The following is a 13400-nucleotide window of genomic DNA, read 5'->3' as shown; positions in this document are numbered from 1 at the left end:
CACGAAGGGATCTTTGGGAGGGTCGGCTAGGTCACATGTGCAAAAGTGTTTTTGTCCAGAGGACCGCACCGTCGATGTCGCGCAGCTTGACGGTCAGGTCCTTGCTGCGGCCGTCGATGCTGATCTCGCCGAAGTGCTGGAAACCGTCCAGCGGCGAGGTGTTGGCCACCGGCGGCGCGTGCACGAACGCCGCCGTCGGGCCGAACGTGCCGTCCAGGGCGTTCGGGCCGAACGCGCCCGCGTTGGCCGGGCCCGACACGAACTCCCAGAACGGCGTGAAGTCGTCGAACGCGGCCCGCGCCGGGTCGTAGTGGTGCGCGGCCGTGTAGTGCACGTCCGCGGTGACCAGGACGATGCCCTTGACGCCGTGGCGGTGCGCGTCCCGCAGGATGCCGGCGAACTCCAGCTCGCGGCCGAGCGGTGCGCCCGGGTCGCCCTGCGCGACACCCTCCTGGGCGGTCGCGCCGTCCGGCACGACCAGGCCGAGGGGCAGGTCGTTGGCGATCACCTTCCAGGTCGCCTTCGACTTGCGCAGCTCCTCGGTCAGCCAGCGGCGCTGCGTCTCGCCGAGCAGGCCGCGCTTGGGGTCCGCGTACACGTTGCCGTCGTTGACGTCCTTGAAGGTCCGCATGTCGAGGACGAAGACGTCGAGCAGCGGGCCGTACGAGACCTTCTTGTAGACGGGCCCGGGCGAGATCGGCGTCCACTCGTAGAACGCCTGCCGGCTGCGGACGGCCAGCACGTCGACCCGCTTCTCGGTGTAGCGGGCGTCCTCGAGGATCTCGCCCGGGTACCAGTTGTTGGTGACCTCGTGGTCGTCCCACTGGTTGAGCTGCGGGACCTCGGCGAAGAACCGGCGCACGTTGGCGTCGAGCAGGTTGTAGGAGAACTGGCCGCGATACTCGGTCAGCGTCTCGGCCACCTTGCTCTTCTCGGGCGTGACCACGTTGCGCCACACCCGGCCGTCGGCGAGGGTGACGGACTCGGCCAGCGGTCCGTCGGCGTAGACGGTGTCGCCGCTGCACAGGTAGAAGTCCGGCCGCACCCGGCGCATCGCTTCGAAGATCCGCATGCCGCCGATGTCGGGGTTGATGCCCCAGCCCTGGCCGGCGATGTCACCGGTCCACACGAAGGAGACGCCGTCCTTGCCGCCGGGCATCGTCAGGGAGCCGGTCAGTGGTTCGCTCTCGGCACCGTGGTCGCCGACGACGCGGACCCGGTAGAAGGTCTTCTCACCGGTACGCAGGCCGCGCAACTTGGCGCGGCCGGTGAAGTCGGTGCCGGGGCCGAGCAGCGGGCCGAGGACGGTGCGGGCGTGCCGCAGGTCGGGCCGGTCGCTGACCTCGACGACCATCCGGCCCACCCGGTCCGCGCGGGTCCAGATGTTGGCCGTGCCACCGACGGCGTCGCCGGTCTGCACGCCGTGGGTGAGCACGGGACGGCCGCGGCGGACGAGACCGGGTGTGCCGGCGGACGCGGGCGAGCCGCCGAGAGCGGCCGAGGCACCGAGTGCCGCGGCGGCGCCGAGCAGGCCGCGACGGCTCCAATTTTGTGGTGACAAGGGAGGACTCCCTCCGATGGGGACTGTGTTGTCGGTCCCTGTCCTACCGGCGGCGGACGACCGGTGGGTGGCCGCACGGTGAAGTCACCATGGAATAGCGCATTCGCAAGTCTGGATTAGATGACTGTTAAGTGAGCGTCGATCTCACGGTCGGCTGGATACCGTGTGGGCGTACCCGGACGCCCACCGGAAGGCTCGCCGTGTCACAGCCCACCGACCGCGCCGCGGTGCTGCGCCGGCTGCTGCGGGCCGGCGCCATCGCGGTCGCCGTCATCGTCGTCACCGTGCTGGCCTTCGCGCCCTCGGCCGAGGGGCAGCACGCCCGCCCTGTCGAACCGGACCCCGGCTGGCCGGTGCTCTCGCTGATCGCGCTGGCCCTGCTAGTGGTGATCATCCCGACCGCCGTCGTGGTCGCGGTACGCCGCCGCCGCTATTAGGTCAGGACATGGCCTTGCTCACCGTACCGTCGCATGATCTTGGGTTTTGTGGTGATGTTGCCGTGTGATCGTGACGCGGCGCCGGTTGGTGGGCGGCGCGCTGGCCGCCGCCGCGACCAGTGCGTTCAGCACGGCGGGCGCAGGCTACTACTTCTCCGGTGAGCTGCTCGGTGTCGACCACACCCAAGCGCTCGTCGTGCGCGTGCTCGCCGTGTCCGGCGACGAGGTCACGCTGAGCCGCGACGTGGACACCGCGAAACCGATCGCGCTCGGGCTGCTCTGGCCCGACGGTGGCGCCCGGCTGTCGGCGTCGGTGCGCGTCGACGGCGACACCGTCGTGCGGCGCGTCGACGAGCGGGTGGCCGGTGAGCTGCGGCCCGGGCTCATGGTCGCCGTCGACTACAACGTGTTCGGCACCGACCCGAAGACGGCGTTCGGGCTCGACTACGCGACCGTGCCCGTGTCGGGGGAGCTGGGTGACATGCCGGCGTGGCTCGTGCCGCCGCCGGGCGGTGGGCACCGGCCGGGTGTGTGGGCCATTGCCGTGCACGGCCGGGGCGGAAGCCGGCACGAGGCGCTGCGGGTGCTGCCCGGCGTGGTCGGCGCCGGGCTGACCATGCTGGTGATCGGCTACCGCAACGACCCGGACGCGCCGGCCAGCCCGGACGGCTTCTACCACCTCGGTGACACGGAGTGGCGCGAGTTGGCCGCCGCGATCCGCTACGCCCGCGACCACGGCGCGACCGGGATCGTCCTGTTCGGCTGGTCGATGGGTGGCGGCATCGCGCTCACCGCCCTGCGCCGGCTGCCCGTCGCGGAGGCCGCCCTGATTCGCGGCCTGGTGCTGGACAGCCCGGTGCTGTCCTGGAACGCGGTGATCGACTACCAGGCCGACCTGCGCCGCCTCCCGGCGCCGATCACCTGGTCGGCGAAGCGGTTCACCGAGTGGCGGGGTCGGATCAACCTGGGCCGGCTCGACCAGGACCCGGGGGAGCTGACGGTGCCGGCCCTGATCTTCGTCGACGAGGCGGACCAGCGCGTCCGCACCGACAAGGCGCACGCCTTCGCCTCGGCGCGGCCCGAGCTCGTCACGCTGGTCGCGACCCGGGACGGCGGGCACGTCGCGTCGTGGAACGTCGACCCGCCCGCCTACACCGCGGCGGTCGCCGCTTTTCTCGACCGGATCGTCTAGGGGTAGCGCCAGTCGGTGTCGTCGAGCTGGTTGTCGGGCCGGACCGGGCGCGGGTCGGTCTCGTGCAGCTCGACCAGCTCGTCCGGGAGCACCCGGGGCGGCAGCTCGCCGAACCGGGCGTGCCGCAGGAAGGCGGCTTCCTCGTCGTTGAAGACGACCCGTTCGTCGTTGTCGTCCATACCTTGATTCTGCACCCCGTCACCCGGTCACGACACCGCCGAAATGACGTGGATCATGGCGAACTCGCCGTCGTTGCTGAGGCAGTCGGTGGCGACCTCGGGCAACTCGAGTTCGCTCGTGTCCGGGTTGGCGTAACCGCCACCACCCGTCAACCGGCTGCCGAGGGCTATCGGGTCACGGTCGGGCACCTCCACGCCGGCCACCTGCGCGTCCTTCATCCACACCGTCGTGCCGGGTGGCCACACGGCGACGTTGCGGACGCCGCCGGTGCCGTCCGCGGCCGAATCGAGAACGAAGCAGTCCGCGTCGGCGAGGTAGCGCACGTATCCGCTGATCTCCGCGTCGTCGGCCCGGCCGCGCACGTCGTGGACGAACAAGGTCGGGTCGGTCCGCGCTGTCGACACGCCGTCGCCCGACCCGCAGGCCACACACGACAACATCGCCAGGACGACACCGGCGATCCTGCTGCGTCGCTCGAATCGTGGCACCCGACCACTCCCATCGACGTCGGCGAGCAGACGACCGGAGTGTAGAGGTCGGGGGCCTCAGAGCGCGCGGAAAGTGATCACGAGGTCGAACGGTTCGGCCTTGAGCCAGGCCTCTGGTGCGGGCGGCGGGCCGCAGGCCGCGGTGCCCAGGCCGTGGTGGCCGGCGTCCAGGTGGAGATGGATGTCCCGGCCCGGCACCAGGTCGTCGGTGTGCCGGGCGGCGGTCAGCTCGGCCGTGCTCCACCGCCGGGCCGTCAGCTCGAACGTCGGGTGTCCGAGCAGCTCCAGGCCCGCGCCGGCCGGGTCGGTCAGGACGGCCCGGCGCACCTTGGTCCGGTTGCCGTTCTCCTGCGGCCGGACGTACGGCGTCTGCAGCGCGTCCACCGTGGACTCGTAACGGCCGACCAGCGCCGCCGTGTCGGAGTCCACATAGGCCTCGCCCGGGCCGCCGCCGAACCACTCGACCCGCCCGCACCGGCCCGGGATGGCCAGCGCCACGCCGGCGCGGGGAAGTGGGACGTCCCAGTCGCCGGTCGGCTCGACGTGCAGCGCCAAGGTGACCGCGTCGTCGTCGGCGGTCCAGGTGTAGGTGGCCTCGAACGCACGGTCGCTGCCGGCCGGCGCCACCCGGCTGGTCACGGTCAAGCCCTCACCGGAAGCGACCGAGACCACCCGGTGGGTGAGCCGGTGGAGGCCGGCCGCCCGCCAGCGCTCGGCGACCGGGTCGCGGCCGAAGATGTCGTTGTCGATCGGGGCGCGCCAGAGGTCCAGCCGCGGGCCGCGCAGCGCCAGGCCGCCGAGCGCGACCAGTTCGCCGGCCCGGAACACGGCGGGCCCGAGGGTGTCGCCGGCGAAACGGCGCCCGGAGCGGCGCGGCCGGGGCGCCGCCTCGCGCAAGCGGAGCTGTCCGGCGCCGACCCGCAACCCACCGGCGAGGGCGGTCACGGTCAGCCATGCCTCACCGGCTCCGGGCGGTGCGACCGCGCCGTTCGGCAGGGACAGCGCGGCCGACTCACCGGGCGCCAGCGGCGGCGCGGGCTCGGTCCCGGTCGCGACCGGCGCGCCGTCGACGGCGAGCGTCCACTCCAGCGTCACGCCGGTCAGGTCGCGGTGGTCGTAGCCGTTGCGGACGGTCAACGTGTCGCCGTCGGCGACGAGGCGGACCGGTGCGAACACCGCGCCCACCTCGGCCAGGCCGGGTGACGGTGTGCGGTCGGGGAAGACCAGGCCGTCGATGACGAAGTTGCCGTCGTGCACCGGCTCGCCGAAGTCGCCGCCGTACGCGAACTGGTTGCCCCGCCGGATGCCGTGGTCCAGCCATTCCCAGACGAAGCCGCCCTGGCAGCGCGGGTAGCGCTCGAACAGCTCGCGGTAGGTGGTGAGCAGGCCGGGTCCGTTGCCCATCGCGTGCGCGTACTCGCAGAGCACGAACGGCAGCCCGCCGGCGGCCGCGCCGATCTCGGCGACCTCGTCGGGAGTGGCGTACATCCGGCTGTGGACGTCGGTGTGCGCGCACGAGCGATCGCCCTCGTAGTGCAGCGGCCGGTCGGGGTCGACCTCGCGGGCGACAGTGGCCATGGAGGCCAGGTTGCGGCCCACACCGGCCTCGTTGCCCAGTGACCACATCACGACGCACGGGTGGTTCTTGTCGCGCTCGACGGTGCGCCGCATCCGGTCGACCAGCGCGTCCGTCCATCGTGGATCGTCGGTGGGGTTGTTCCGCCAGCCGTTCTGCTCGAAGCCGTGCGTCTCGTAGTCGTTCTCGACGATCACCCAGAAGCCCAGCTCGTCGCAGAGGTCGAGCAGCGCGGCGTGCGGCGGGTAGTGGCTCGTGCGGATCGCGTTGACGTGGTGGGCCTTCATCAGCGCGAGCTCCGCGCGGACGACCTCGAGCGGGACCACCCGGCCGAGGTCGGGGTGGAACTCGTGGCGGTTGACGCCGCGGAAGAAGATGCGCCGCCCGTTGGCGGTCAGGATGCCGTCGACCACCGCGACCGTGCGGAAGCCGATCCGCAGCGAGACGGTCTCGGCGTCCGTCGACACCGTCGCGTCGTACAACGTGGGCGTCTCGGGTGTCCAGGGCGCGACCCCGTCGAGGAGGTGGTCGGTGTTGACGGCCGCGTCCCGCAGCCCGAGCCCGGGCACCGACAGGCGGGCGCCCGCCGGCGCGTCGACCCGCAGCGTCCCGCGCCCGCCGTCGAACGCGGCGTGCACGAACACGTCGTCGATCCCGCCCGCGGGCCGGACCTCCAGGGTGACGCCGCGGAAGATGCCGGGCAGCCACCACATGTCCTGGTCCTCGAGGTAGCTGCCGGCCGACCACTGGTGCACCCGCACCGCGACCACGTTGGACTCGCCCGGGCGCAGGTGCGCGGTCACGTCGAACTCGTGCGTCAGCCGGCTGCCCTGGGTGAACCCGACCTCGGCGCCGTTGACCCAGATGCGGCCGAGCGAGTCGACGCCCTCGAAGCGGAGCAGGACCCGCTCGCCCGCCCAGCCGGCGGGCACGTCGACGACGCGGCGGTGGTCGCCGGTCGGGTTCTCCGTCGGCACGTGCGGCGGGTCGAGGGGGAAGGGATAGGTGATGTTGGTGTACGCCGGCCGGCCGTACCCGTGCATCGGCCAGGACGACGGCACCGGAAGCGTGTCCCAGGCACTGTCGTCGAAGTCGGCCGCCCAGAAGTCGCCGGCGTCGGCCGTGGGGGAGAGGCGGAAGCGCCACGCCCCGGACAGGTCGATCGACGGCGCGTCGGTGTGCAGCGCGGCCCGGGGCCGCACGGTCCCCTCCGGGCGGCCGAGCGCGGTCATCCCGCGAACGTCCAGTCGGCGAAGCCGGTCACGCCGGGCCGGGCGCGGAACAGGGCGCCGCTCGGCGTCGGGTCGTCGGCCGACGGGCGGGACGTGGTGATGTAGAGGTCGGCCAGGTCCGGCCCGCCGAACGTGCACGCGGTCGGGCGCGCCACCGGCATCGGGATCACGGCGTCGAGGCTGCCGTCGGGGCCGTACCGGTGCACCGCGCCGCCGTCCCACAGCGCCACCCAGACGCCGCCCTCGGCGTCGAGGCACAGCCCGTCGGGCGTGCCGACCTCGGCCGGCACGGTCACGAACGGCCGCCGGTCGACCAGGTCACCGGCCGCGTCCACGGTGAACAGGTCGATCCGCTGTGTGCCGGAGTCGACGTAGTAGGCGGTGCCGCCGTCACGCGACCAGGCCAGCCCGTTGGAGATCGAGACGTGCTCGAGGACGACGCTGACGGTCAGGTCGGTGTCGAGGCGGTAGAGCGTGCCGGCGCCCGGCCGGTCGTCGGTGGCCATCGATCCGCAGTAGAACCGGCCGCGCGGGTCACAGCCGCCGTCGTTCATCCGCACGGTCCCGGCGGGCCACAGCTCGGGCAGGATCCGCGGCTTCTCCGAGTCGGCGTCGAGCAGAGCGAAACCCCGTTCGACCGCCAGCACCAGGCCGCCGGCTCGGCGGGGGCGGATCGCGCAGACCACGGACGAGATGGGGGTACGCGTGACCGCGCCGGCGCCTGGCTCCAGCGAGAGCATGTCGCCGGCGAGCATGTCGACCCAGTGCAGCAGCCCGGTCGCGGCGTCCCACGCGGGACCCTCACCGTGGCCGGCCAGCCGGTCCGTGACCTGTTCAACGTTGATCTTCATAACAGCCTCATCCTGCCATGAGGAGGGCGGAACGGCCGAGTCCGGATAGGCTCGTGATCATGTCCGACCTCACCAGCGCGGCGATCAGCGACTACCTGCTCGCGCACTCGTCACCCGCCGACGACCTGCTGCACGAGCTGGCCGCCGAGACCACCCGAGCGTTCCCGTCCTCCGCGCAGATGCAGATCTCCCACGACGAGGGTGAGCTGCTGACCATGCTCGTCCAGCTCGTCGGCGCCACCCGGGCGGTCGAGGTGGGCGTGTTCACCGGCTACTCGTCGATCTGCATCGCCCGCGGGCTGGCGCCGGGCGGGTCGCTGTTGGCCTGCGACGTGAGCGAGGAGTGGACCTCGATCGCCCGCCGCTACTGGGACCGGGCCGGCCTCGCCGACCGGATCGAGCTGCGGATCGCGCCCGCGCTCGACACGCTGCGCGCGCTGCCCACGGAGGAGACCGTCGACTTCGCGTTCATCGACGCCGACAAGACCGGCTACCCGGCGTACTACGCGGAGCTGGTGACGCGGCTGCGGCCCGGCGGGTTGATCGTGCTCGACAACGTGCTGCGCGGCGGCCGGGTGGTCGACCCGTCGTTCGACGGCGAGGCCGACGTCGCGATCCGGGAGCTCAACGACCGGGTTGTGGCCGACCCGCGGGTCAGCGTGGTGATGCTGCCGGTGCGCGACGGAGTAACGCTCATCCGCAAGCGCTGACGCGGCGAGCCCGGTAATGTCCTATTTGTGGCATCCCTGGGCAAAGTGCCACCAAACATCTTCAGCATGTCATTCGGACTGACCGGGCTGGCAGAGGTTTGGGCGTTCGCGGAGTCGTACGGCATCACCCCCGCCGGGGTCACCGACGCGCTGCTGATCCTGGCTGCCGTCGTCTGGCTGCTGTCGTGCGTGCTCTACTTCTCGCGCCCGCGCGACGTGTGGGCGGACGTGCTCGACAACGTCGGGGCGCCGTTCATCTCGGTGGCGTTCATCGTGCCGATGCTGCTCGCCGCGCTGGGTCTGGAGCCCAGGGCGCACGATGCCGCGGTCGTGCTGGTCGACGTCTTCGTCGTGCTCACGCTGCTCTACGGCGGCATCCTGACGGGACACTGGATCTACGGGGCGCTGGACGCCTCGAAGATCCATCCGGGCTTCTTCCTGCCGACCGTCGCCGGTGGACTGGTCGCCTCGGCCGCCGCCACCAACGTCGGGCAGCGCCGGCTCGGCGAGTTCATGTTCGGTCTCGGGCTGATCTGCTGGCTCGTGCTCGGCTCGATCATCATGAACCGGCTGTTCGTCAACCCGCTGCTGCCGCCGCCGCTGTTCCCCACCCTGGCCATCGAGGTGGCGCCGGCCCCGGTGGCCAGCATCGCCTACTTCGCGCTCAACGGCGGCCGGATCGACGCGTTCGCGGCCATCCTCGCCGGCTACGGGGTGCTGCTGGTGGTCGCCCAGATCCGCTTCCTGCCGGCGTACCTCCGGCTGTCCTTCAGCCCGGCTTTCTGGGCGTTCACCTTCGCCTACGCGGCGGTCGCGACCGTGGCGCTGGTCTGGATCAACGTGGGCCGGCCGACCGGGACGCTCGCGCTGAGCTGGCTGGTCCTGGGCGCGATCACGTTGCTGGTCGGCGGCGTCTTTGTGCGCACGCTGGTCGCGGTCGCCCGCGGCCGGTACCTGCCGCCGCGGCCGGCTCCTCCGGTCAACCGAACCTGATCACCCGCGCGAGGGGCCACTTCGGCGCGATTGGCCATGCCCCTCGGCCGGCGGCCGCGGCCAGGATCGGGTGATGGACCGCTTTCCGCCCGCGCCGATGTCGGACCTGGTCGACGAGCCCTGCCGCTACGACCTGGCGGAGAGCACGAGCCCGCCGCTGCGGCTCGGCTCGCTGCTCACGCCCGACGTCCTCGCGCGACTCGACGACCTGCCGATCGGCTACGGGACGTCGGTGGGTGACGAGTCGTTGCGCACGCTGGTCGCCGCCGACCTCGCCGTCCCACCGTCCGCGGTCCTGCTGACGCCCGGCGGCATCGGCGCGATGTTCCTGCTGGCCCTCACCTGTGTCGAAGCCGGCGACCGCGCCGTGGTGGTCACGCCGTGCTTTCCCCCGGCGCTCTCGACGCTGACCGCGCTGCGGGCGTCGGTCTCGTCGGTGGCGCTCTCCTTCGACGCCGGTTACCGGCTCGACGTGCCGGCGGTGCTCGCCGCGGTCCGCCCGTCGACGCGGCTGGTCTCGGTGGCCTCACCCCAGAACCCGTCAGGGGTACGCATGGCGGAGCGCGACCTGGCCGCCCTGGTCGCCGGGGTCGCGTCGATCGCTCCGGAAGCGGTGGTGCTGGTCGACGAGACCTACCGGGACGGCGCCTACGACGGTGCGGTGCCGCCGTCGGCCGCGTCGCTGGGCCCGTCGGTGGTGACGTGCTCGTCGCTGTCGAAGGCCTACGGCGCGCCGGGCCTGCGGGTCGGCTGGCTGACGGCCACGTCGCCGTCCTTGTGCGAGCGGCTGAGGCTGGCCAAGTTCACCACCCTGCTCACCGGGTCCGGGGTGGACGAGTTGCTGGCGGCCGAGGTGCTGCGCCAGCGGTCGCGGGTGCTGGGCGAGCGCTGGGCGGCCCTGTCCGCGGCCCTGGCCACGCTGACCTCCTGGGCGGCGGCGGTGCCGGAGGTGGAACTGCTGCGGCCGGACGCGGGAGCCCTGTGCTGCGTACGCCTGCGTCCGGATGCGATCTCCGACGACGGCGTGCGCCGTTTCTACGCGGCCCTGCCCACCCTGTCGCTGCGGGTGGGTCGAGGTTCGTGGTTCTTCGAGTCGGACCGGGTGTTCCGGCTCGGCTTCGGCCACCTGCCGCCCGCGGACTTCGCGACGGCGTTGGACCGCCTGGCCGACGCGGTCAAGCTGGCTCGTTGATATTCATTTATTTACATTCTTGTTGGCTTGGCTCCAACATGGGTAGGGGCGTCCGTACCCGGGCGTCCCAAGACTGTGGATCACCTCGACCACCACCGAGGACCCACCCGCGCGGCACCCCCACCGCGCCCTGCCCAGGAGGTACCCAAGCCATGCCTCGTAGGTTGCTCACCCTCGTCTCCGCCGGCGCGCTCGCCCTGCTGATGCTGCTCGGCATCGCCTCACCCGCCCTCGCCGTCACGAACGCCGAGAAGCTCGCCGTCCTGTCGAGCTTCACCCAGACCAGCGCCACCAGTTACAACGCCTGGAACGCGGCCCGCCTCAACCAGGGCGCGTGGCAGGCGTACAACTTCGACTGGTCCACCGACTACTGCTCGAGCAGCCCCGACAACCCGTTCGGCTTCGCGTTCGAGCTCTCCTGCTACCGGCACGACTTCGGTTACCGCAACTACAAGGCGATGGGCCAGTTCAGCGCCAACAAGTCGCGTCTGGACAGCGCCTTCTACGAGGACCTCAAGCGCGTCTGCACCCGTTACAACGTGGCGTTGAAGCCCATCTGCGACGGCCTGGCCTGGACCTACTACCAGGCTGTGCGGGCGTTCGGCAAGGTCGCGGTCAGCCAGGCGGACCTGGACAAGGCCGCGGCGCAGATCGCCGAGGTGCGGCGCCAGGAAGCGGCCCTGGCCCGCTCCTGACGCTCACCCCGTGGGTCCACCGCGGTTCGGCCGCGGTGGACCCGTTCAAGGTCGCACACACGGTACCGACGCGTAGCGCTCCGAATGGTCGAGGATCCGCCGCATGCTGGCATCGACGAGGAGCGCGTTGGCGTCGAACTTGCGGAAGCGGGGGACGACGCTGCTGACGAGCCAGCGCCAGCGGTCGTCGTAGCGGGTGATTCTCGGCCACGGTTGGGCACGCAGGCCGTGCAGGATCGAGTAGAGGTAGAACGAGGTGAAGTACGCGGCTTCCCGCCGCAGGCCGTGCACTTCGAAGCTCGTGGCCGAGCCGATCGAGACGAGCCGGGCGAACGCGCACGACAGGCCGTCGAAGTGTGGCTGCACCAGGGTGCGCTGCTCGTGCTCGAGCAACTGGACGTTGCCCGCCCAGATGAGGTCGGCCGCCGTCCGCCGATCGCCGGCGGACGCCGTGTCGTCGGCCAGGACGCGGCGGCCGCGGTCGATCGCCTCGAAGCCGGCGAGGACCGGCGCGTAGTGGGTGTCGGCTCCCAGCAGCGCCCGCAGGCGCTCGATCCCGTCGCCGTCGCTGTCGCCTTCGCCGGCGTAGGCGAGATGAACCCAGAAGATGTCATCGAAGATGGCGTTGTTCGTCGCGCGGATCGTGTCGACGTCGTGCGTCAACAGCAGCCGCCGCCGACGCAGGCTGTGCGGGATGTCCACGTAGCCGGTGCGATCGGCGTCCAGCCGCAGCGGGTAGAGCGCGAGCCGGACGTGGTGCGACGCGATCGCGGCCATGCCGGCCCACTTGAAGCAGGCCGGCAGGCGACGGTAGACCGAGGCGTAGCGCGACGAGATCTCCAGGTTGCGGTGGAACGCGCAGCATCGGCTGATCAGCAGGCGGTCGGTCACCGCCTTCCAGTCGGCGACCGTCTCCGGGGCCGGGTCGGTTTCCACGTCAGTCGGCCACGGGCGCGGACAGGAACGCCAGCAGGGCCTTGTTCACCTCTTCCGGATGCGTCCAGGCGATGTTGTGCGGGCCTTCCTCGACGGCGACCAGCGTGACGTCGTCGAGCAGAGCCGGCAGTCGCGCCGCGGTCGCCTCGTACGGGAGGATCCGGTCCTCGGTGCCGTGCACGACCAGCACCGGGACGTCGATCTTGGCCAGGTCGCGGCGGAAGTCGGTGAGCCAGGTGTCCACGCAGGCGTACGTCGCGAACGGCGAACTGCCGGCGGCGACCTGGAAGCTGGCGGTCCAGGCGGGCTCGCTGATCCGGTCGGGCATGAGCTTGTCGACGTTGTAGAAGTTGTTCAGGAAGTCTGTGAAGTACGCGTAGCGGTCCTCGAGGATCGCCGCCTTGATGCCGTCGAACACCTGCTGGTCGACGCCCTCGGGGTTGTCGTCGGTCTTGAGCAGGAACGGCGGGATCGCGCCGAGCAGCGCGGCCTTGCGCACCCGGCCGGAGCCGTAGGTGCCGAGGTAGCGCGTCACCTCGCCCGAGCCCATCGAGAAGCCGACGAGCACGACGTCGTGCAGGTCGAGCGCCTCGATCAGGTCGTTGAGGTCGGCCGCGAAGGTGTCGTAGTCGTAGCCGACGGTGGGTCGGCTCGACCGCCCGAACCCCCGGCGGTCGTACGTGATCACCCGATAGCCGTGCGCCAGGAGTTGGCGTTCCTGGCGCTCCCACGAGTCCCCGTTGAGCGGATACCCGTGCACCAGCACGACCGGGTCCCCGCTGCCGTGATCCTCGTAGTGGACTTCGATCGGCGCGTCGTTCTCGGTTCCGACGGTGATCCGCGGCATGTCGCCCTCCCGGGTCGCTCTAACTCACGATTGGTGCGGCGACGGCCTCGTCGAGGCCGGCGGCCGCTTGCACGGCAAGGGCACGGTCGACCGCCTGCGAGTCCTCGAAGACGTCGAGCGCGGCGATCTTGCCCCAGCGCAGGGTGATGACGTGCACGGCATGTTGGCTGTACGGGTCACCGTTGAGCAGGGTCGCCGTGCCGTCCCACTGCACGAAGACCATGGTGTGCCACGGCCAGCCCTGCACCCAGATGTCGTTGATCGTCAGGTGGAGATCGGGCAACACGCGTGCCAGACGCTCGAACCAGAGGCGTAAGGTCTTCCGGTCATGACGCTGACCACCGATCGCGTGTACGCCGCCGAAGCGGTGATGGACATTCGGGCTGATCGACTTCATCAGCTCGTCCCACCGACGGTTGTTCACGTCGTCGAACGCCTGGCGAATTCGCTGCTTGACGATGGATCGGTAAAGCACGAGCCCTCCCTCCGGCAGGTGAGAACGGACTCGAA

At 71.3% G+C, this 13400-nt stretch carries 14 protein-coding genes; 6 read left to right on the top strand and 8 right to left on the bottom strand.

What is annotated here, in order from left to right:
- Nucleotides 1-31: 31 nt before the first annotated feature.
- Nucleotides 32-1561 carry an alkaline phosphatase D family protein gene (locus Air01nite_RS01480; protein WP_203699912.1) on the bottom strand — a complete coding sequence of 510 codons (1530 nt, stop codon included), beginning with the start codon at nt 1559-1561 and terminating at the stop codon, nt 32-34.
- Between the two features lie 200 nt (nt 1562-1761).
- On the opposite strand from Air01nite_RS01480, the gene Air01nite_RS01475 reads away from it, so the two are divergent.
- Nucleotides 1762-1998 (top strand): hypothetical protein, encoded by a 237-nt coding sequence (locus Air01nite_RS01475; RefSeq protein ID WP_203699911.1) that lies wholly within the window; start codon nt 1762-1764, stop codon nt 1996-1998.
- A 70-nt stretch (nt 1999-2068) separates the two neighbouring features.
- Nucleotides 2069-3190 carry an alpha/beta hydrolase gene (locus Air01nite_RS01470; protein ID WP_203699910.1) on the top strand — a complete coding sequence of 374 codons (1122 nt, stop codon included), beginning with the start codon at nt 2069-2071 and terminating at the stop codon, nt 3188-3190.
- Here Air01nite_RS01470 and Air01nite_RS01465 read toward each other — a convergent pair.
- Genes Air01nite_RS01465 through Air01nite_RS01450 form a run of 4 tightly spaced genes read right to left on the bottom strand, consistent with a single transcriptional unit; the run spans nt 3187 to nt 7517 of the window.
- Complete coding sequence (locus Air01nite_RS01465) at nt 3187-3369, bottom strand: hypothetical protein (protein WP_203699909.1); 183 nt, start codon at nt 3367-3369, stop codon at nt 3187-3189. The genes Air01nite_RS01470 and Air01nite_RS01465 overlap by 4 nt on opposite strands.
- 27 nt (nt 3370-3396) lie before the next feature.
- Nucleotides 3397-3858, bottom strand: coding sequence for a hypothetical protein (locus Air01nite_RS01460; protein WP_203699908.1), 462 nt, complete (start codon nt 3856-3858; stop codon nt 3397-3399).
- A gap of 57 nt (nt 3859-3915) precedes the next feature.
- Complete coding sequence (locus tag Air01nite_RS01455) at nt 3916-6666, bottom strand: glycoside hydrolase family 2 TIM barrel-domain containing protein (protein WP_203699907.1); 2751 nt, start codon at nt 6664-6666, stop codon at nt 3916-3918.
- Nucleotides 6663-7517, bottom strand: coding sequence for an SMP-30/gluconolactonase/LRE family protein (locus Air01nite_RS01450; RefSeq protein ID WP_203699906.1), 855 nt, complete (start codon nt 7515-7517; stop codon nt 6663-6665). Before Air01nite_RS01450 ends, Air01nite_RS01455 begins: the two co-directional genes overlap by 4 nt.
- A 59-nt stretch (nt 7518-7576) precedes the next feature.
- On the opposite strand from Air01nite_RS01450, the gene Air01nite_RS01445 reads away from it, so the two are divergent.
- The 4 genes from Air01nite_RS01445 (at nt 7577) to Air01nite_RS01430 (ending at nt 11107) form a co-directional block, all read left to right on the top strand.
- Nucleotides 7577-8227, top strand: a complete 651-nt coding sequence (locus tag Air01nite_RS01445) for an O-methyltransferase (protein WP_203699905.1) — start codon at nt 7577-7579, stop codon at nt 8225-8227.
- A 27-nt stretch (nt 8228-8254) separates the two neighbouring features.
- On the top strand, nt 8255-9220 hold the full coding sequence (locus Air01nite_RS01440) for an SLAC1 family transporter (RefSeq protein ID WP_308439944.1): 966 nt from the start codon (nt 8255-8257) through the stop codon (nt 9218-9220).
- Nucleotides 9221-9293: 73 nt separating this feature from the next.
- Nucleotides 9294-10412 carry a pyridoxal phosphate-dependent aminotransferase gene (locus Air01nite_RS01435; protein WP_203699903.1) on the top strand — a complete coding sequence of 373 codons (1119 nt, stop codon included), beginning with the start codon at nt 9294-9296 and terminating at the stop codon, nt 10410-10412.
- A 152-nt stretch (nt 10413-10564) separates the two neighbouring features.
- Nucleotides 10565-11107 carry a phospholipase gene (locus Air01nite_RS01430; protein ID WP_203699902.1) on the top strand — a complete coding sequence of 181 codons (543 nt, stop codon included), beginning with the start codon at nt 10565-10567 and terminating at the stop codon, nt 11105-11107.
- A gap of 45 nt (nt 11108-11152) precedes the next feature.
- Here Air01nite_RS01430 and Air01nite_RS01425 read toward each other — a convergent pair whose 3' ends face one another.
- From Air01nite_RS01425 to Air01nite_RS01415, 3 genes are read right to left on the bottom strand one after another with little or no spacing between them, the layout of a single operon-like run.
- A complete protein-coding gene (locus tag Air01nite_RS01425; protein WP_203699901.1) occupies nt 11153-12043 on the bottom strand; it encodes a DUF2515 family protein in 891 nt (296 codons plus the stop codon).
- A gap of 1 nt (nt 12044) precedes the next feature.
- Complete coding sequence (locus Air01nite_RS01420; protein WP_203699900.1) at nt 12045-12890, bottom strand: alpha/beta fold hydrolase; 846 nt, start codon at nt 12888-12890, stop codon at nt 12045-12047.
- Nucleotides 12891-12909: 19 nt separating this feature from the next.
- On the bottom strand, nt 12910-13365 hold the full coding sequence (locus Air01nite_RS01415) for a nuclear transport factor 2 family protein (protein ID WP_203699899.1): 456 nt from the start codon (nt 13363-13365) through the stop codon (nt 12910-12912).
- Nucleotides 13366-13400: the final 35 nt, after the last annotated feature.

Origin of the sequence: Asanoa iriomotensis, assembly GCF_016862515.1 — a bacterium.
Lineage (GTDB): Bacteria > Actinomycetota > Actinomycetes > Mycobacteriales > Micromonosporaceae > Asanoa > Asanoa iriomotensis.
This window is presented reverse-complemented; position numbering and strand designations above follow the sequence as displayed.

Excerpts from the sequence above, each read along its gene's own strand:
- Air01nite_RS01445 (WP_203699905.1), top strand. The coding sequence starts at position 7,577 with ATGTCCGACCTCACCAGCGCGGCGATCAGCGACTACCTGCTCGCGCAC.
- Air01nite_RS01430 (WP_203699902.1), top strand. The coding sequence starts at position 10,565 with ATGCCTCGTAGGTTGCTCACCCTCGTCTCCGCCGGCGCGCTCGCCCTG.
- Air01nite_RS01420 (WP_203699900.1), bottom strand. The coding sequence starts at position 12,890 with ATGCCGCGGATCACCGTCGGAACCGAGAACGACGCGCCGATCGAAGTC.
- Air01nite_RS01450 (WP_203699906.1), bottom strand. The coding sequence starts at position 7,517 with ATGAAGATCAACGTTGAACAGGTCACGGACCGGCTGGCCGGCCACGGT.
- Air01nite_RS01435 (WP_203699903.1), top strand. The coding sequence starts at position 9,294 with ATGGACCGCTTTCCGCCCGCGCCGATGTCGGACCTGGTCGACGAGCCC.
- Air01nite_RS01455 (WP_203699907.1), bottom strand. The coding sequence starts at position 6,666 with ATGACCGCGCTCGGCCGCCCGGAGGGGACCGTGCGGCCCCGGGCCGCG.
- Air01nite_RS01465 (WP_203699909.1), bottom strand. The coding sequence starts at position 3,369 with ATGGACGACAACGACGAACGGGTCGTCTTCAACGACGAGGAAGCCGCC.